General features: G+C 71.2%; 21 protein-coding genes. 14 read left to right on the top strand and 7 right to left on the bottom strand.

The annotated features are described in order from the left end of the window. The coding region (locus tag BGO22_RS15395) for an alcohol dehydrogenase catalytic domain-containing protein (RefSeq protein ID WP_286851564.1) at nucleotides 1-309 on the bottom strand (309 nt) is incomplete at its 3' end. Between the two features lie 106 nt (nucleotides 310-415). On the opposite strand from BGO22_RS15395, the gene BGO22_RS15390 reads away from it, so the two are divergent. From BGO22_RS15390 to BGO22_RS15365, 6 genes are all read left to right on the top strand, one after another. After that, entirely contained in the window at nucleotides 416-1,219 is an 804-nt protein-coding gene (locus BGO22_RS15390; protein ID WP_070398874.1) for an IclR family transcriptional regulator, read from the top strand. Between the two features lie 189 nt (nucleotides 1,220-1,408). Beyond that, nucleotides 1,409-2,371: a tripartite tricarboxylate transporter substrate binding protein gene (locus BGO22_RS15385; protein WP_070398873.1), complete on the top strand. Its 963-nt coding sequence runs from the start codon at nucleotides 1,409-1,411 to the stop codon at nucleotides 2,369-2,371. A gap of 10 nt (nucleotides 2,372-2,381) precedes the next feature. After that, nucleotides 2,382-2,777 carry a RidA family protein gene (locus BGO22_RS15380; RefSeq protein WP_070398872.1) on the top strand — a complete coding sequence of 132 codons (396 nt, stop codon included), beginning with the start codon at nucleotides 2,382-2,384 and terminating at the stop codon, nucleotides 2,775-2,777. Nucleotide 2,778: 1 nt separating this feature from the next. Next, nucleotides 2,779-3,798, top strand: a complete 1,020-nt coding sequence (locus BGO22_RS15375; RefSeq protein WP_070398871.1) for a 3-hydroxyacyl-CoA dehydrogenase family protein — start codon at nucleotides 2,779-2,781, stop codon at nucleotides 3,796-3,798. A 13-nt stretch (nucleotides 3,799-3,811) separates the two neighbouring features. Next, a complete protein-coding gene (locus BGO22_RS15370; protein ID WP_070399209.1) occupies nucleotides 3,812-6,001 on the top strand; it encodes an acetate--CoA ligase family protein in 2,190 nt (729 codons plus the stop codon). Continuing rightward, nucleotides 5,998-6,780 (top strand): 3-hydroxybutyrate dehydrogenase, encoded by a 783-nt coding sequence (locus BGO22_RS15365; protein WP_070398870.1) that lies wholly within the window; start codon nucleotides 5,998-6,000, stop codon nucleotides 6,778-6,780. The genes BGO22_RS15370 and BGO22_RS15365 overlap by 4 nt, the downstream gene beginning before the upstream one ends. Before the next feature lie 29 nt (nucleotides 6,781-6,809). Here the strand turns inward: BGO22_RS15365 and BGO22_RS15360 are convergent, their stop codons facing one another. The 4 genes from BGO22_RS15360 to BGO22_RS15345 all read right to left on the bottom strand — a co-directional run bounded on the left by BGO22_RS15360 (nucleotide 6,810) and on the right by BGO22_RS15345 (nucleotide 10,493). Further along, nucleotides 6,810-8,132: a (Fe-S)-binding protein gene (locus tag BGO22_RS15360; RefSeq protein ID WP_070398869.1), complete on the bottom strand. Its 1,323-nt coding sequence runs from the start codon at nucleotides 8,130-8,132 to the stop codon at nucleotides 6,810-6,812. Nucleotides 8,133-8,154: 22 nt separating this feature from the next. Further along, nucleotides 8,155-8,454, bottom strand: a complete 300-nt coding sequence (locus BGO22_RS15355; RefSeq protein WP_175442828.1) for a RidA family protein — start codon at nucleotides 8,452-8,454, stop codon at nucleotides 8,155-8,157. A 190-nt stretch (nucleotides 8,455-8,644) separates the two neighbouring features. Further along, nucleotides 8,645-9,601, bottom strand: coding sequence for a diiron oxygenase (locus BGO22_RS15350; RefSeq protein ID WP_070398867.1), 957 nt, complete (start codon nucleotides 9,599-9,601; stop codon nucleotides 8,645-8,647). 16 nt (nucleotides 9,602-9,617) lie between these two features. Then, nucleotides 9,618-10,493 carry an EamA family transporter gene (locus tag BGO22_RS15345; protein WP_217494347.1) on the bottom strand — a complete coding sequence of 292 codons (876 nt, stop codon included), beginning with the start codon at nucleotides 10,491-10,493 and terminating at the stop codon, nucleotides 9,618-9,620. 113 nt (nucleotides 10,494-10,606) lie between these two features. On the opposite strand from BGO22_RS15345, the gene BGO22_RS15340 reads away from it, so the two are divergent. The 3 genes from BGO22_RS15340 to BGO22_RS15330 are packed head-to-tail and all read left to right on the top strand — an operon-like array spanning nucleotide 10,607 to nucleotide 12,403. Then, nucleotides 10,607-11,125, top strand: a complete 519-nt coding sequence (locus tag BGO22_RS15340; protein WP_070398866.1) for a Fur family transcriptional regulator — start codon at nucleotides 10,607-10,609, stop codon at nucleotides 11,123-11,125. A 3-nt stretch (nucleotides 11,126-11,128) separates the two neighbouring features. Further along, nucleotides 11,129-11,374, top strand: a complete 246-nt coding sequence (locus BGO22_RS15335; protein ID WP_070398865.1) for a hypothetical protein — start codon at nucleotides 11,129-11,131, stop codon at nucleotides 11,372-11,374. A gap of 60 nt (nucleotides 11,375-11,434) precedes the next feature. After that, complete coding sequence (locus tag BGO22_RS15330; protein ID WP_070398864.1) at nucleotides 11,435-12,403, top strand: AEC family transporter; 969 nt, start codon at nucleotides 11,435-11,437, stop codon at nucleotides 12,401-12,403. A 10-nt stretch (nucleotides 12,404-12,413) separates the two neighbouring features. Here BGO22_RS15330 and BGO22_RS15325 read toward each other — a convergent pair whose 3' ends face one another. Both BGO22_RS15325 and BGO22_RS15320 read right to left on the bottom strand, forming a co-directional pair. Continuing rightward, a complete protein-coding gene (locus BGO22_RS15325; protein WP_070398863.1) occupies nucleotides 12,414-12,866 on the bottom strand; it encodes a TM2 domain-containing protein in 453 nt (150 codons plus the stop codon). Nucleotides 12,867-12,868: 2 nt separating this feature from the next. Next, the gene (locus BGO22_RS15320) at nucleotides 12,869-13,396 is read right to left on the bottom strand and encodes a GNAT family N-acetyltransferase (RefSeq protein ID WP_070398862.1); all 528 of its coding nucleotides are present in this window, start codon (nucleotides 13,394-13,396) and stop codon (nucleotides 12,869-12,871) included. 194 nt (nucleotides 13,397-13,590) lie between these two features. Here BGO22_RS15320 and rpsP point away from each other — a divergent pair, with 194 nt between their 5' ends. The 5 genes from rpsP to BGO22_RS15295 form a co-directional block, all read left to right on the top strand. Next, nucleotides 13,591-13,848, top strand: coding sequence for a 30S ribosomal protein S16 (rpsP, locus tag BGO22_RS15315; RefSeq protein WP_070398861.1), 258 nt, complete (start codon nucleotides 13,591-13,593; stop codon nucleotides 13,846-13,848). Nucleotides 13,849-13,855: 7 nt separating this feature from the next. Continuing rightward, nucleotides 13,856-14,443, top strand: coding sequence for a ribosome maturation factor RimM (gene rimM, locus BGO22_RS15310; protein ID WP_070398860.1), 588 nt, complete (start codon nucleotides 13,856-13,858; stop codon nucleotides 14,441-14,443). Nucleotides 14,444-14,458: 15 nt separating this feature from the next. Then, nucleotides 14,459-15,232 (top strand): tRNA (guanosine(37)-N1)-methyltransferase TrmD, encoded by a 774-nt coding sequence (trmD, locus tag BGO22_RS15305; protein ID WP_070398859.1) that lies wholly within the window; start codon nucleotides 14,459-14,461, stop codon nucleotides 15,230-15,232. 154 nt (nucleotides 15,233-15,386) lie between these two features. Then, on the top strand, nucleotides 15,387-15,743 hold the full coding sequence (gene rplS / locus BGO22_RS15300; protein WP_009518047.1) for a 50S ribosomal protein L19: 357 nt from the start codon (nucleotides 15,387-15,389) through the stop codon (nucleotides 15,741-15,743). A 47-nt stretch (nucleotides 15,744-15,790) separates the two neighbouring features. Next, the coding region (locus BGO22_RS15295) for a CoA pyrophosphatase (protein WP_286851553.1) at nucleotides 15,791-16,371 on the top strand (581 nt) is incomplete at its 3' end.

Below are 16,371 nucleotides of genomic sequence, written 5' to 3'. Positions count from 1 at the left end.
CTCGGCCGCCACCACGGCCTCTTGCGCGAAACCGCCGAAAGCGGCGCTGCCGACCACCCGATCGCCCACCCGGCAGCCGCTGACGCCCGGGCCCAGCGCCAGCACCCGGCCCGCCACCTCGCCACCGGGCGAGAAGGGCAGTTCGGGCTGCACCTGGTACTTGCGCTGGATGATGAGGGTGTCGGGGAAGTTCACGCCAGCGGCGTGGACCTCGATGAGGACTTCGCCCGGGCCGGGCGTGGGCGAAGGCAGCTCGTCCACCACCAGGGATTCCGGCAATCCCCATTGTCTGCAAACCACAGCTTTCATCGTGTCTCTGTCGGTTGGAGTTCGCGGTCCAGTATAGCCACGAGGCGCTGTCCGGGCCATCTGAATAGAATTCCTATTCTGCACAGCGGAACCAAATGAGGACGCCATGGGACGCACCGCCAAACCACTCAAGACCCGCCGCTCCGACGCCGAGGGCGACCGCCGTTTCGTGACGGCGCTGGCGCGTGGCCTGGACGTGCTGCGCTGCTACCAGCCATCGGAGCGATGGCTGCCCAACCAGGAGATCGCGCACCGCACCGGCCTGCCCAAGGCCACGGTCTCGCGCATGACCTACACGCTCACCGCGCTGGGCTACCTGGAGCACTCGCCCGAGCGCGAGATGTATGCGCTGGGCTTGCCGGTGCTGGGCCTGGGGTTTCGCGTGCTGTCGCACTTCGAGCTGGGCCGCATCGCGCGGCCCTTCATGCAGGCCCTGGCCGACGAGGCCGGCGCGGCCGTGTCGCTGGCGGTGCGCAGCGGCGGCTGGGCGGTTTACGTGGCGCATTGCCGGTCGGCGGCGCCGCTGACCCTGGGGTTGGATGTGGGTGCGCGCCTGTCGCTGGCGCGCTCGGCGATCGGGCGTGCCATGCTGTTCTCGCTCGATGCCGACACGCGCGACAAGGCGCTCAAGGCCCTGCGGGCGGAGGCGCCCGCCGAGTGGGAACAGGGGCGCGGCGGCCTGGCCGAGGCACAGGCGCACCTGGAGCGCCATGGCTACGTGCGTTCGTCGCCGGGCGCGGACATCGGCGCCGTGGCGGTGACGCTGGACCCGGGCGACGGCCGCGACCGGTTCGGTCTCAACTGCGGCGGGCCGGCCAGCAGCATGGACGCGGCCAGACTGGCCTGCCTGGGGCCGCGGCTGATCGAGACGGCCGCCCGCATCGAGCGCGCGATCCGTTCCGAGAACTGAAAACGAGCGGCGGCAAACGGAAGCTTTCTGCCGTCGCAAATGCCCGGAGGTGGGGGGTGTCCCGGTTTACCGGCGTCGGCTGGCTGGCTAAACTGAATTCAAGTCCTTCATCAATTCTGCCCTGCGGAACTTGACGAACAGGCCCGGACGCCGAGCTCCTTTCGGCGCCATTCCCAACCGGAGCCCCCCATGCGACGTCGTGAATTGCTTCTTGCCACCGGCGCAGCAGGCGCACTGCCGCTGCTCGCCGCCGCCCAGGCCTTTCCGTCCCGGCCCGTGCTGCTGTACTGCCCGTTTCCCGCCGCCGGGCCGACCGATCTGATGTTCCGCGCCCTGGCCGAAGCGGCCGGGCGGGCCCTCGGCCAGTCCATCGTGGTCGAGAACAAGCCGGGCGCCGCCGGCACCATGACAGCGCCCACGATGCGGACCGCGCGGCCGGACGGCTACACCCTCACGCAATGCCCGATGGGCATGTTCCGCGTGCCGCACATGCAGCGCACGCAGACCTTCGACCCGGTCCGGGACTTCACCTTCATCATCAACCTGACGGGCTATACCTTCGGCATGGTGGTGCGCGCGGACTCGCCGTTCAAGACCGTCAAGGACCTGGTGGACTACGCCAAGGCCAACCCGGGCAAGATCACCTACGGCTCCACCGGCATCGGCGCGGGCCCACACTTGGCCATGGACGAGTTCGCCTCGCGCGCCGGCATCGAACTCACCCACGTGCCCTACAAAGGCAGCGCGGACATGCTGCCGGCGCTGCTGGGCGGCCACATCATGGTGGGCACCGACACGACGGGCTGGGCACCGCACGTGGACAGCGGCAAGATGCGTTTGCTGGCCACCTACGGCAGCCAGCGCACCAAGCGCTGGCCCAACGTGCCGACGCTCAAGGAACTGGGCTACGACACGGCGTCCGATTCGCCGTTCGGCATCGTGGGCCCCCGAGGCATGGACCCGGCCGTGGTCAAGGTCCTGCACGACGCCTTCCGCACCGGTCTGAACGATCCCAAGGTGATGGAGATCGTGGACCGCTTCGACCAACCCGTCATCTACATGAACTCGGCCGATTACACGGCCTGGGCCGCCAAGACCTACGCCGAGGAGGCGCGCACCATCGAGCGCCTGGGCATGAAGAACTCGCTGTGAGGCGGCCGGCATGAACCGCTTCCTGTCACCCGAGGGCCTGGCCCGGCCGAACGGCTTTTCCCACACGGCGCGCACCACGGGCCGCACCACCGTCTTCGTGTCGGGGCAGGTCTCGTACGACGCCAGCGGGCGCGTCGTGGGCGAGGGCGACCTGGCGGCGCAGACGCGTCAGGTCTACCGCAACCTGCAGGCCGCGCTGCAGGCCGAGGGCGCGTCGATGCACGACGTGGTGAAGACCGTGCTGTTCGTGCGCGACCTCGATCCCGACAAGGCGCGCGCGATCCGCGAGGCGCGCTCGCCCTTCCTCAACCCGGAGGGCTTGCCGGCCAGCACCATGGTGGGCGTCGCTTCGCTCGCGCGGCCGGAGCTTCTGCTCGAGGTCGAGGCCATCGCGGTGCTGGACTGAGATGAACGGTGCAACGCATGGCAAGGCCACCGATGGCCTGAGCCTGGCCGGCCGGTCCGTGCTGCCCGCGCAGATGCGCGTGGTGGTGCTGGGCGCGGGCGTGATGGGCCCGGGCATCGCGCTGGTGTTCGCCGAACACGGCATGCCGGTGGACCTGTGCGAGGTGAGCCAGCCGGCGCTGGACGCGGGCATGGCCGCGCTGGCCGACGCGCTGCTGCTCAAGCAGGAGGCCGGGCTGTGCACGCCCGAATCGGCCGCCCGCGCGATCGCCCGCGTCACCCCGCGCCTGGAGGCGGGCGAGGCCCTGGGCCGGGCCGACCTGGTCATCGAGGCCGTGCCCGAGAACCGCGAGATCAAGCGCGGCGTGTTCGAGCGCATCGCGGACGAAGCGCCGCCGCACGCGGTGGTGTGGAGCAACACCTCGACGCTGGACGTCTTTGGCCTGGCGCCGGCGGCGCTGGCGCCGCGCCTGCTGGTGGCGCACTGGTTCGCGCCGCCGCACATCCTGCCGCTGGTGGAGGTGGTGTGCCAGCCGCCCGTGCCCGAGAGCCTGCGCGACGAGACCCTGGCGCTGTTGCGCGCCCTCGGCAAGGCGCCGGTGCTGCTCGACAAGTTTGTTCCCGGCTTCGTCATCAACCGCTTGCTGCGCGCCCTGGGCCGCGAGGCCTTCGCCATGATCGAGGACGGTGTGATCTCCATCGCCGCGCTCGACGTGGCGGTGCGCACCAGCCTGGCGCCGCGCATGCAGGTGCTGGGTCTCATGCAGCGCTACGACTACACCGGGTTGCACCTGAGCCTGCGCAACCTGGGCGACCCCGACATCGTCGACGCGCCGGTGAACCGCTCGCCCGCGCCGCTGCGGGAGCGGGTGGCGCGCGGCGAACTCGGCGTCACCAGCGGCAAGGGCTTCTACGACTACGCCGGCCGCACCCCGCTGCAGTTGCAGCGCGAGCGCGATCTGCGCCTGTGGCGGGCGATGCACGGCCTGGCCGAGCTCGTCAGCGATCCGCACCCCATCTGAACCCCCCTGAATGATGCCCTCCGTTCCTGCCGACACCCGGCGCCTGCAACCCCTGGTCGATCCGCGTTCGATCGCCGTCTACGGCGCCTCGGCCGACCTCACGCGCCTGGGTGGCATGCCCGTGGCCCTGCTGACCGAGCGGGGCTTTCGGGGCGCCATCTATCCCATCAACCCGAAGTACGGCGAGATCGCCGGCCTGCGCTGCTACCCCGACATCGCCTCCACGCCCGAGCCGGCCGACCTGATCGTGATCGCCGTGGCCGCTCCCGAGGTGGTGCCGGTGCTGCGGCAGGCGGCCGCGCGCGGCATCCGCGCCGCGGTGGTCTTCGCCGCTGGTTTCGCCGAGGCCGGCGACGCCGAGGGCCTGGCGCTGCAGGCCGAGCTGGTGGACGCCGCGCGCGAACTCGGCATCGTGGTGGCCGGCCCCAATTGCATGGGTTTTGGCAACCTGGACAGCCACGCCTACAGCACCTTCACCGCCATCTTTCGCACGGTCGAGCCACCGCCCGCGCCGCGGGACACCGGCCTCATCACCCAAAGCGGCAGCCTGTGCTCGGCCATCTACGCGGCGGGGCGCCAGCTCGGCGTGCGCTTCGGCGTGGTGATCAACACCGGCAACGAGGCCTGCGTGGAGTTCGCCGAGTACCTGGAGTACCTCGCCGATCGCCCAGGCACCGAGGCCATCGTCGGCTACATCGAGGGCCTGCGTGATGGCCCGCGTTTCGAGCGCGTGGCCGCGCGGCTGCGTGACGAGGGCCGCTTGCTGGCCCTGCTCAAGGCGGGCGAGACCGACAAGGGTGCACAGGCCGCGGCCTCGCACACCGCCGCCCTGGCCGGCAGCGGCGCCGTCTACCGCGCCGTCTTCGAGCGCCTGTGTGTGGTGCCGGCGCGCGACATCCTGCACACGGCCGACATCGCCTACCTGGCCCGTTTCCGGCAGCGCGCGAGCGGCCGGCGCGTGGCGGTTCTCACCATCTCGGGCGCCATCGGCGCGCTGCTGGCCGACGCCTTCACCCAGGCCGGCGTGGAACTGCCGGAGTTCTCCGCTTCGCTGCGCGATGCGTTGCACGCGGGCATTCCGCGCTTCGGTATGGTGCGCAACCCGGTGGACTTCACCGGCAACATCGTCAACCGCCACCAGTTCAGCGCCGAGGCGCTGCAGCACATCTTCGACTCGGGCGAGGCGGACTTCGCCGTGCTGTACGCGCCGGGTTTCCTGATCGACCGCATGGCCGAAGGCATCGCCGAGGTGTCGCGCCGCGCGGGGCGGCTGGTGGCGGTGATTTCCACCGGCCAGGTGGCGCGCCGCGGCGCGCTCGAAGACGCTGGCATCCCGGTGTTCGACGACACCACGCGGGCCGTGCAGGCGCTGGCCAGCCTCGCCCATTGGCACGAGAACCGGCGCCGCTACGCGTCGATGCCCACGGTGCGGGTCTCGGCGGCCGGGCCGGGCCTCGGCGCGACCGCCCTTGGCCTCCTGCGCGAGGCGTGCGAACAAGGCCGAACGCTGCTCGACGAGCACCAATCGAAGCGCCTGCTCGCGGCCCTGGGCGTGCCCACGGTGGCCGAACGCGCGGTGCGGGACGCCGACGCCGCGGTGCAGGCGGCGCGCGCCATCGGCTACCCCGTGGCGCTCAAGGTCTTGGGCGCCGACCTCGCGCACAAGTCCGACGTGGGGGGGGTGCGCTTGCACTTGCGCGACGAGGTGGCCGTGCGCGAAGCCTATGAACGTGTGCAGCAAGCGGTGGCGCAGCGCGCGCCGCGGGCCCGCGTGGAAGGCGCGCTGGTGCAGGCGCAGGCCGCGCCTGGCGTGGAGCTGCTGGTGGGCGTGGCGCGCGACCCGGTGTTTGGGCTGGTTATGAGCCTGGGCCTGGGCGGTCTCTGGACCGAGGTCCTGGGCGACGTGGTGCACGCGCCCCTGCCGGTGGGCCGCGAACTGGTGCCCGCGCTTTTGCAGCGCCTGCGCGCCTGGCCGCTGCTGCGAGGCGCGCGCGGCAGCGCCGCGGTGGACCTGGCCGCGCTGGCGCGGGCCGTCGAGGCGGTGTCCGACGCGGCCTGGGCCTTGCGCGAGCACATCGACGAACTGGAGATCAACCCGCTGATCGCGCGCGGCGACGGCGCGGTGGCGGTGGATGGGCTGGTGCGGCTGCGCGCGGCACCCGATGTGTGTCACGTCGAGCCGCCGGTGGAGCTGGCCGAATGAGCGCCGGCGAGCGCGTGGCGCTGGTGACCGGGTCCACCAGCGGCATTGGCCTGGCCATCGCCCGGCGCCTGGCGCGCGAGGGTTTCCGCATGGCCTTGCATGGCTTCGCCCCGCCCGAGGGCGTGGCCGCGATCGAGGAGGCGCTGAGGAAGCTGGGCGCGCCGCAGGCCCGCCACTTCGAGGCCGACCTGCTGCAGCCGGCGCAGATCGAGCGGCTGATGGCCGCCGTGGCACAGGACCATGGCCGCCTGGACGTGTTGGTCAATAACGCCGGCATCCAGCACGTGGCGCCGATCGATCAATTTCCGCCCGAGCGCTGGGACGCCATCCTTGCCGTCAACCTGAGCGCGGCGTTTCACACCACGCGCCTGGCGTTGCCCTTGATGCGCGCGCGGGGCTGGGGCCGCATCGTCAACATCGCCTCGGTCAGCGGCCTGGTGGCCGCGCCCATGAAAGCGGCCTACGTGGCCGCCAAGCACGGCCTGGTGGGCCTGACCAAGGTCACCGCGCTGGAGACCGCCACCGAGGCGATTACCTGCAATGCCATCTGCCCGGGCTGGGTGCTCACGCCCCTGGTCGAGCGGCAACTGCAGGCGCGCCACGCGGCTGAGGGCGGCAGCCGCGAGGACGTCGTGCGCCAGCTGCTGGTGAAGCAGCCCTCGCAGGATTTCGTGACGCTGGAGCAGGTGGCCGCGCTGGCGGCCTACTTCGTGTCGGATGAGGCGGCGCAAACGCGCGGCGTGGCCTGGAACCTGGACGGCGGCTACGCCGCGGCCTGAGCGCCCGGTGGGCGCTCAGGCCCTGTCCGTCATTCGTTGGGCGCGAAGCTGCACAGCCCGCCGCGGAATTCGGCCGAGGTGAAGACCTCGGGCAGCACCGCCGCCAATTCGTCCGGGTCCATCTGGATGCCGTTGGCCTTGAGCAGCGGCGCGGCCTCGTCCACCATCGCGCGCCAGTCCTTGATGAGGCGGTAGGGCTCCACCGTGTCCGGGCAGGGCTGCTCGCCCAGGGCCCTTACCAGCAGCTCGGTGAAGTTGGTCACGCGAAAGCCGTGCGTGTGGCCTTCCTTGGACAACTGCAGGTGGCAGCCATGGAACAGCGACACCAGCGCGTCCACGTTGTTCTGCCGGCACAGCGCCAGCGTGTCCTGGCGCACGTGGGCCTTGAGCTCGGGCGAGCGGTCGGAGCCCGAGGCGCCGCACATGTAGCCGGGCTCCTCGGCCTCGGCCACCACCGTCAGGCCAGGGATGGCGCGCAGCAGGCGCAGCACCGCCTGGCCCACCTCGGGCAGGCCGCGGTGGGTGTGCACCACCACGCGCTCGTTCACTGGCGTTGTGAAGCGCCCGATCAGTTCGGCTTCGTGCTCGAGCAGGAATTGGGTGATGTGGTCGAAATCGAAGGCGACTTCGCGGTAGCCCTTGATCGTTTCCCCCAGGTGGATCTGGCACGAGGGGCACCAGCTCAGCACCTTCTGCGGCGTGAATTCGCCGAAGCGCTGCAGCGTCTGCTCGGACACGCGCCCGCCCTTCTTGAGATCGCCCTCCCACTTGCTGTAGACGATGCCGCAGCAGGCCGAAGGGCCGCCCATCACTTCGTACTCGACGTCCAGGCGGTCCAGGATGGTCATCACGTTGAACAGCACGTGCGGCGTGCGGATCGGATTGCAGCCGGTGTAGAAGACGACATCCACCGGCCGGGCCTGCGGCGGCCTGAGCAGCCGCGCCACCTCGGCCGGCAGCAGCTGCATGGAGACCATGATGCGGATGGCCCGCGCCATCTTGCGGAACACGTGTGGCGTCGGGTTGTCCACTTGGGACACCTTGGAACAGCTCATCATCACCAGGCGGCGCGGGTTGATGCCCTCGGGGCAGGCGGGGATGCAGTCGCCGCAGCCATTGCATTGGCGCACCCAGGTGGCGGAGGCCGGCGGCAGCGGTACCGAGTCGCGCATGAAGTCGAGCACGCCGGAGACGACCTGGCCGGGGTCGGCCTCGGCCAGGCCGGGCGCGAACGGCCGCACCGGGCAGACCTCGACGCAGGCGCCGCAGCGCGTGCAGGCGGACAGCATGTCGGCCCAGGCCTGGTCGACGTAGTCGCTGAAGCCGGCTTGGGCGGGGGTGGGGGTGTTCATGGGGGACTCCTCGAGGATCGCTTCAGCCGCCGAGGCGCACCGCAATGGCTTCGATCTCCACGCGCACCGAGGCCGAGCCCAGGCGCGCCTCCACCGCCGAGCTGGCCGGTGGGGCGGGAGAGTCGGCGAACAGCTGGTTGCGCACCTCGCTGAACAGCGCGTATTCGCGGATGTCGGTGAGGAACACCGTGAGCTTGCGGATGTCGTCGCGCGTGGCGCCATGCTCGGCCAGCCGGGCCAGGATCTTGTCGAACACGATGCGTGTCTGCTGCGCGGTGTCGTAAGGCGCGGCGGTGCCCGCGGTGGCACCGGAGACAAACATCAGGCGGGCGCCGGCGATGTCAACGCTGTGAACGGGAAGGAATCGGGGGGTGTCGGGCATCGGGGTCCTTGAGCGGCGGCGGGCCCGCCGCGAGTGGGTGCGACGAGGTTACGCACGCGGCACCCCCGCTTCAATTGCGGGCGGCTCTCGATGCTTTCGATTGGCGGAACGGTGCGCGGCGCGCCGCGCCTCAGCGGTGGTGGTCGGGGTCGATCAGGCCGGCCTCGACGAAGCGCTCGCGCACGGCCCTGTCCTTGAGCGCGCCGCAGCGCTCAAGGACCTGCAGGGTGTTGGCGCAGAGCTGGCGCGTGCGGGTGGCCAGGCCCTCACCGCCGCACAGCCTGCCCAGCACGCGTTCGCGCGCGGCGACGCCCAGTCCGGCTTGTTCCAGCCATTCCCCGTGGAGGCGGGGATCGCGCGCGTGAAAGGCCGCCATGACCCGCGGCAGCTGGCCGCCCCAGTGCGCGCGCGCCGGCGCGTCCAGGCCCTTCCACACCAGCGCGAAGGCCTGCGCGAAGTAGCGCGCGTGCACCCACTCGTCTTCCAGGTGGGCCAGCAGCAGGCGCTGCAGGCCCGAGTGCGCGGTGCCGCGCATCGAGTCGACGATGGCCTTGGTGATCATGGTCTCGCCGACGAAGCCGACCATGAACCAGGCCAGGTCGCGCTGCGCCGGCGGGGCCTCGGCCACCCAGGCCTCCAAGGCCGCGATCTTCAGGCTCGGTTCGTCGCGCGCCGCCAGGGAGAAGCACTGGCGCAGCGCGCGGCTCGCGTGCGCGGTGAAGAAGGCGTGGTAGCCCTCGTCGGTGTAGAGCTTGAGCGCGTCCAGCGCCATGGGCTCGGGCAGGAAGTCCTTCAGGCGGTTCTGCGCGATGGCCTGCGCGGCGGTGTTGACGATGCGGTGCTCGGTGAGCGTCATGTCGTCCAGGAACTGCACCAGCCGCGCGGCGGCGAGGCGGTTGCGCTCGGCCAGGCCGAGCGGGCGCAGGGCCGGGTGGGACAGCAGTTCGTCCTGGGCGCCGAAGACGAACCAGCGCACGCTGGCCAGGTCTTCGCCCCGGCCGAGCGCGAAGTCGGTCAGCGACGGCTTGGCGCGCACGGCCGAGGTGGCGATCCAGTCCTTGAACGGGTCGTCGTCGGCTGGGCGCATGACGCGGGGCCCGGGTTCAGGCGGCCAGCCGGCGCTGCAGCACCGGCCAGCAGACGATCACCGCCAGACCCAGCAGCACCAGGGCGGCCGCGCCCAGCTTCCAGCCGGGCAGCGACTCCCCCAGCGACAGGGCCGAGGCGCTCATGCCGAACACCGGCACCAGCAGCGCCAGGGGCGTGACGGTGGCGGCCGGGTGGCGCCCCAGCAGCCAGTTCCAGACGCCGTAGCCGAACAGGGTGTTGCCCAGCGCCTGCCACAGCACGCTGGCCCACACCACCGCGCCGGCCGAGCGCAGCGACTGCGCGATCAGCGCCGGCCCCTCCACCATCAGCGATATCGCCAGCAGCGGCGGCACCGCGAACACGCTGCTCCAGACCATGAAGTGCAGCATGTTCACCCCCCCCAGCGACTTGACCACCAGGTTGGATGCGGCCCAGAAGAACGCGGCGGCGAGGATGATGCCCAGCCCGAGCAGGGTGACGCTGGCGTCCAGGTGGGCGGCGATCACGCCCAGGCCGGCGATGGCCAGCAGCAGGCCGGCGACCTGGTAGCCCCGCACGCGCTCGCGCAGGAGCCACAGCGACAGGCCGATGGTGAAGAACACCTGCACCTGCACCACCAGGGAAGCCAGGCCGGGTGAGATGTGGCCGTTGATGGCAAAAAACAGCAGCCCGAACTGCCCCGGGCCCAGCAGCACACCGACGGCGGCCATGGAGCGCCAGTAGGCCTTGGGTCGCGGCACGAACAGCAGCCAGGGCAGGGCGGAGAAGGTGAACCGCAGGGTGGCGAACAGGAAGGGAGGCAGTCCGTCCAGCCCCCAGCGGATGACGACGAAGTTCGTGCCCCAGACCGCCACGACGGCCAGGGCAAGCAGCAGGTGCGGGGTAGGCAAGGTCGGTGCGGGTGGGGAGGGAGCGGGCAGTGTAGTCAGGCGCCGCGCGGCGGACCGGCCGGGGCCTTGCATGGGGTTATTATTTGCAACTCTGTTGCGATAACCTCGACGCCATGGCCCGCTTCCCCGCCGACACCGATGCCGTGCCCGCCGCCTTGCAGGCGCGCCTGGACGCCGCCGGCCTGCGCCGCACCCTGGCCACGCGCGCGGCCCTGGGCGTGTTCCTGGCCCGCCCGGGCCAGGGGCTCACGCACGCGCAGGTGCTGCAGGCCCTGCGCCAGCGCGGGCACGGGCCCAACCGCGTGACGCTCTACCGCTTGCTCGATCGCCTGGCCGCCTGCGCCGTGCTGGCGCGCCACAGCGACGACCGGGGCACCTGGCGCTACCGCCTGCAGGACCCCGCCGCGCCGGTTTCCCCGCGCGGCGCACCGGCGCTGCGGCCACGTTTCGAATGCCGGCGCTGCGGCCAGGACCGCACGCTGGACGACACGCCCACCGCCCTGGCCTGGCTGCGCGGCCTGCAGCGCGCGCTGGCGCGCCAGGGCGTGGTGGTCGAGCGCGCGGAACTGGCCCTGCTGGGCGTGTGCGCGCGCTGCGCCGATACCGACACCCTTTCCCAACCCCGGAGCTGAACCATGAAAGCCCTCGCCATCCCCGCCGTCCTCGCTGCCTTGCTGTCCGCTGGCGCGGCCTTCGCGCAGCACTCGCAGAAAGAAATCCAGGAAGACATCCAGCGCCACCGCGCCATGGCGGCCGCGCACGAAGGCGCGGCCAAATGCCTGGAGGCGGGCAAGGGCGAGAAGGCCTGCCAGGCGGCGCTCGCCGAGGCCTGCAAGGGACTGGCCCTGGGCAAGTACTGCGGCCTGCGCCACGCGCATTGACGCACCGCGCCTGGCCCGCCCGCACCCGGTGCCGGCGGGAGCGGGCGATACCATCGCCGGGTGAACCTGGCCCAGCACCCTCTCTTCGTCTCCCTCACACCGGTCTTCCTGCTCATCGCGCTGGGTTACCTGGCGGGTCGGCGCGACTGGATCCGCGACACGGCGGTCAAGGACTTGTCCAACCTCGTGTTCCTGATCCTCATTCCCTCGCTGCTGTTTCGCACCATGGCCTCGGTGCACCTGGAAGAGCTGGACCTGCGGCCCGTGCTGGCCTACTTCCCGGTGGTGCTGCTGGTCTTCTTCACCGCGGTCGCCTGGCGCGGCTTCAGCCGTGAGAGCGTGGTGGTGGCCATGGCGGGGGTGTTCTCCAACATGGTGATGATCGGCATCACCCTGGCCGAGTTGGCCTATGGCAAGCCGGCGCTGGTGACCATGCTGACCCTGGTGTCGGTGCACGCCTTCATCCTGCTCAGCGTGGGTTCGGTGGTGCTGGAGCTGGTGGTCACGCGCGAGGCGCGCGAGCGCGGCGAGACCACGCCGCCGCTGTGGGCCACGCTGGGCTCGGTCATCAAGGGCACGGTGATCCACCCGATCCCGCTGCCCATCCTGTGCGGCCTGCTGTACGCGCAGACCGGCTGGGCCCTGCCCGTGGTGGTGGACAAGCCGCTGCAGCTGCTGGGCAGCGCCTTCGGCCCGATCGCGCTGGTGCTGGTGGGCGTGAGCCTGGCGCGCACGCCGCTGGCCGGGCACTGGCGGCCCGCGCTGGGTGTGTCGCTGGTGAAGAACCTGCTGCTGCCGCTGCTGGTGGGTTTGTCGGCCTGGGGGCTGGGCATCACCGGCCTGCCGCTGACGGTGATGGTGGTGGCCGCCGCCCTGCCGGTGGGCGCCAACGTCTTCCTGTTCGCGCAGCGCTACGACACCGCGCAGGCGCTCACCACCGCGAGCATGGGCCTGTCCACCGGGCTCGCGCTGTTCACCCTGAGCGTGGTGATGACGGCGATGGCCTGGCTCAACCCGCTCGCGGGCTGAGCCGCGGGCCTCACTGGCTGATCTTGCGCGCCTCTTCCACCTGGTATTCGAAGTAGCGCTGAAAGCCGAAGGCCAGACTGCCCATGAAGGCGATGGTGCCCGTCAGCAGCAGCAGCACCAGGGCGATCATGGTCAGCCAATTGGTGTGGCTGCCCGCACCCCCAGGGGTTGCGGGGTTGAACCAGCGGTCCCACTTCTCGGCGTCGGCCAGGGCGTAGACGATGCCCGTGAGGCAGGCGGCGGCGATGCTCAGGCCCAGCAGGGGGATCAGCACCCAGGAGAGCTTGTCGTCCTGCCCGTAGGCCAGCACGCGCTCCACGCCGTACCAGCCCAGGGCCGTGGGCAGGGGGTGCAGCCAGCCCACCCAGTCGCCCAGGCCGCGCAGGTAGAAACGGTGCAGGCCCAGGGCGCCGCCGATGAGCGCCAGCCAGACGGCCAGCGTCTTGTTCTTGCGTGCCGCCACGTTCAGCCCTCCTGCGGCGGGGTGTGGTGCGCCTCGCCCAGCGGCTTTTCCATGATCACGATATCCAGCCAGCGGCCGAACTTCCAGCCGCAGGCTGCCACCGTGCCCACAGGCGTGAAGCCCAGCGCGCGGTGCACGCCGACGGAGCCGGCATTGCCCGAATCGCCGATCACGGCCATCACCTTGCGGATGCCGGCGCGCTGCAGCACGGCCAGCAGCTCGGCCAGCAGCAGGCGGCCCAGGCCCCGGCCGGCGGCCTCGGGGGCGAGGTAGATCGAGTCCTCGACCGAGAAGCGGTAGGCCGGGCGCGGCTTGAACCAGTTGCCATAGGCGTAGCCCAGCACCTGGCCCTGCTCTTCGATCACCAGCCAAGGCAGGCCCTTGCCCAGCACGTCGGCGCGTCGCTGGGTCATCTCGGCCGGGGTGGGCGGGGTGGTCTCGAAGGTGCCCGTGCCGTGCAGCACGTGGTGTTCGTAGATGCGGGTGATGGCGGCGAGGTCGTCGTCGGTGCTGGGGCGGATCAGGGGCATGGCGGGTGGCCGGAAGAAGAGCGGCGTGGCGGAATCGGCGGCGGGCTATAATCGCCGGCTTTGCGGTGTTTCGCTGGCCGGGTGGTCAGTCGTGTGTCTCAGGCACCGCGGAAATTGCTGTGAAGCAGCGGATCGAAAGATCCGGCGGCACCCCGGAAGGCCCGGTCGGTGCCCAACCACCCGAAGGATAAATCATGGTCGTCATTCGACTCTCCCGCGGCGGTGCCAAGGCCCGTCCGTTCTACACCATCGTCGCCGCCGACAAGCGTGCGCGCCGCGACGGCAACTTCATCGAGCGCCTGGGTTTCTACAACCCCAACGCCAAGGGCGGCGAAGAGAAGCTGCGCATCGCCACGGACCGCCTGAACTACTGGCTCGGCGTCGGTGCCACCCCGTCCGACACCGTCGCGCGCCTGGTCAAGGAAGCCAAGGCCGCTGCGCCGGCCGCCTGATCGCGCCATGTCCGCGGCCCTGGTCGCGTCGGCCCTGCCGGCCGATGCCGTTGAACTGGGCCGCGTCCAGGATGCCTGGGGCATCAAGGGCTGGGTCCGCATCCAGCCCCACAGCGCCGACACCGACGCGCTGTTCGCCAGCCAGGACTGGTACCTCCAGCCGCCCGAAGCCTGCTTCGCGCGCGGCTTTTCTGCTTTCAAGGGCTGCGTGGCCGTGCGGGTGGCCGAGCTCAAGGCCCACGCCGACGGCCTGGTGGCCCGGCTCGAGGGCGTCGACGACCGCAACCTGGCGGAGTCGCTCAAGGGCTGCCGCATCAGCCTGCCGCGCAGCGCCTTTCCCGAGCCCGAAGAGGGCGAGTACTACTGGGTCGACCTGATCGGCCTGCGGGTGGTCAACCGCGAGGGCGAGGACCTGGGCGTGGTGCGCGACCTCGTGAGCACGGGACCGACCTCGGTGCTGGTGCTCGAGTACCTCGAGACGGTGGACGGCGAGGAGCGCGCCGCCGAGCGGATGATCCCCTTCGTGGCCGCCTACATCGACGACGTGGACCGCGCCGCTGGGCGCATCACCGCCGACTGGCAAAAAGACTACTGAGCGGGGCAGGCGCCCATGCGCTTCGACGTCATCACCCTGTTCCCCGAGCTGTTCCAGCCCTTCCTGGCGCACGGCATCAACCGGCGGGCCTTCGAATCGAAGCAAGTCGACGTGCGCCTGTGGAACCCGCGCGATTTCGCCGAGGGCAACTACCGGCGCGTGGACGACCGCCCCTTCGGTGGCGGCCCGGGCATGGTCATGATGGCCGAGCCGCTGTGGCGCTGCCTGCAGGCCATCCGGGCCGAGCGCGCCGAGCCCGAGGGCCAGCGCGCGCCCGTGGTGCTGTTCTCGCCCGTCGGTGAGCGGCTGGACCACGCGGGCGTCGAGGCCTGGGCCGCCGGGCCGCGGGGCGCGGTGCTGGTCTGCGGCCGCTATGAGGGCATCGACCAGCGCTTCATCGACGCCTGCGTCGACCTGCAGCTCAGCCTGGGCGATTTCGTGCTCTCGGGCGGCGAAATCCCCGCCATGGCCCTGCTGGACGCCGTGGCTCGCCTGCAGCCCGGCGTGCTGGGCGACGAGGGCAGCCACCAGCAGGACAGCTTCAACCCCGCGCTAGACGGCCTGCTCGACAGCCCGCACCACACCCGGCCCGAGGTCTGGCAGGGCCCGCACGGCCCCCTGGGCGTGCCACCGGTGCTGCTGGGTGGGCACCACGGGCAGATCGAGCGCTACCGCCGCGAGCAGCGGCTGGCGCTGACCGCGCGCCAGCGGCCGGACCTGATCGCCCGGGCCCGGGCCGAGGGCCGGCTGGGGCCGGACGACGAGCGCTTTCTGCGCGGCCTGGGCTGAGCCGGCGGTCCGGATTCCCCGCTCTGGCGGGTCTGGCTATAATGGTGGGCTTTTCGATCCTCTGGCCGGCCGCCGCGACCGTTTCCTCAGTCAGTCCTGACCCACGGATTCGCGGCCTTCAGTGCAGCGCGGCCACGATCGTGGAACAGGAAACATGAACCTCATCCAGACCCTCGAGCAGGAAGAGATTGCCCGCCTCGGCAAGACCATCCCGCCCTTCGCCCCCGGCGACACCGTGATCGTCAGCGTCAACGTCATCGAAGGCACCCGCAAGCGCGTGCAGGCCTACGAAGGCGTCGTGATCGCCCGCCGCAACCGGGGCCTCAACTCCAGCTTCATCGTGCGCAAGATCTCCAGCGGCGAAGGCGTGGAGCGGACCTTCCCGCTGTACAGCCCGCTGATCGCCAAGATCGAGGTCAAGCGCCGCGGCGACGTGCGCCGCGCCAAGCTGTACTACCTGCGCGAGCGCAGCGGCAAGTCGGCCCGCATCAAGGAAAAGCTGGGCGCCTGATCCGGCACCGCGCAAAAGCCGCTCCATGGAGCGGCTTTTTTGTGTCCATGACCGAACCCATCGTCCGCATCCCGCCCTTCGATCCCCGCACCGTGCCGGTGGTGGCCACGGGGGCGAGCGAAGGCCTGCCGCCGCCGTCGCCGCACCGCCTCACGCCCGACGGCCTGCGCGCGCTGTTCGAGGCGCCGCCGGTCTGGACACCCGAGCTGTGGCGCGAGCGCCGCTTCGCCGAGCGCGAGCCGGCCGACGCAGCCGTGCTGCTGCCCCTGGTGGTGCGCGACGAGCTCAACCTGCTGCTCACCCAGCGCACCGCCACCCTGTCCACGCACTCGGGCCAGATCGCCTTCCCGGGCGGCAAGGTCGATCCGCAGGACGCCGACGCCATTGCCGCCGCCCTGCGCGAGGCCGACGAAGAGGTCGGCCTGCCGCCGCAGAACGTGGAGGTGCTGGGCACGTTGCCGGTCTACATCACTGGCACCGCCTTCCACGTGACGCCGGTGGTGGCGCTGGTGCGGCCCGGCTTCACGCTCAAGCCCAACCCGCACGAGGTGGACGACGTCTTCGAGGTGCCGCTGCGCTTCCTGATGGACCCGCGCCACCACCGCCGCCAGCGCCACCACCGCCGCCA

Source organism: Hydrogenophaga sp. 70-12 (assembly GCF_001897365.1).
GTDB classification, from domain to species: Bacteria; Pseudomonadota; Gammaproteobacteria; order Burkholderiales; family Burkholderiaceae_C; genus Hydrogenophaga; species Hydrogenophaga borbori.
The sequence above is the reverse complement of the archived record's forward strand: the minus strand, read 5'-3'. Positions and strand labels throughout refer to the sequence as shown.